The sequence below is a fragment of the Seonamhaeicola marinus genome (genome assembly GCF_008085455.1).
In genome coordinates this window covers 1-1,062 of record NZ_VSDQ01000579.1, presented here as the reverse complement: position 1 = coordinate 1,062, position 1,062 = coordinate 1, and the positions used below count along the sequence as shown (strand labels likewise).

Annotated in this window: 1 protein-coding gene and 1 pseudogene; both read right to left on the bottom strand. The window is 36.3% G+C overall.

The annotated features are described in order from the left end of the window. A pseudogene (gltD, locus tag FUA24_RS10600) lies at positions 1–303 on the bottom strand (glutamate synthase); the annotation flags it as partial. A 2-nt stretch (positions 304–305) separates the two neighbouring features. Then, the coding region (locus FUA24_RS10595) for a GltB/FmdC/FwdC-like GXGXG domain-containing protein (RefSeq protein WP_449441425.1) at positions 306–1,062 on the bottom strand (757 nt) is incomplete at its 5' end.

Below are 1,062 nucleotides of genomic sequence, written 5' to 3'. Positions count from 1 at the left end.
ACATGGTGCAGGGCATAGTCTACCTGTAAACTCTGGGAAGTTGTTTGTAGAGTGTAATATCCATGAAGCTTTTTGCCATTCACCTTGATGAACCATGTGGTTAAAATCTGGAATTAAATTTCCTAGCGGACAACCACTATGGCAAAACGGAATACCGCAGTCCATACAACGCGACCCTTGTTTTGTAATTTCTTCCTCAGATAACGGAACAGTAAATTCTTTGTAATGTTTTACACGCTCATCTACTGGCTTGTAAGCTTCGTCTTGTCTTTCAAATTCTTTAAATCCTGTTGCTTTTCCCATGACTATGCAATTGTTAATTCTTCAACCATTGGTTCTTCGTTAGCTATTCTTTCTAAAGCTACTTTATATTCTTTTGGCATTACTTTTACAAACTTAGCTAAGTAATCATTCCAGTTTGCTAAAATGTCTTTACCTTTATTACTGTTTGTGTATGCTACGTGGTTTGTAATAAGTTGTTTCAATTCTGCTTCATCAGCTTCAGTAATTGGATCAAAATCAATAGTTTCTTCATTACATAAACCATTTGTAAATTGATTGGCTTCATTTAAAACAAAAGCATAACCACCACTCATACCTGCGGCAAAGTTTCTACCTGTTTTGCCAAGTACTACTATTTTACCGCCTGTCATGTATTCACAACAGTGGTCTCCAACACCTTCAACAACTGCAGTTGCTCCAGAGTTACGTACAGCAAAACGCTCACCAGCAATACCGTTAATGTAGGCTTCACCTTGTACGGCGCCAAATAAACACACATTACCAACAATAATATTTTCTTCGGCAACAAAATTAGCTTTAGTTGGTTTTTTAACAATTAGTTTAGCACCCGATAAGCCTTTACCAAGGTAATCATTTGTGTTTCCTTCTAATTTAAATGTTAAACCATGCGCACCAAAAGCACCAAAACTTTGTCCTGCAGAACCGGTAAAGTTTATATTTAACGTGTCTTCAGGTAAGCCTAAATGGCCATAAATTTTAGAAATTTCGTTACTTACAATAGCACCAACAGTTCTGTTAATGTTGCTTATTTTGTATGAT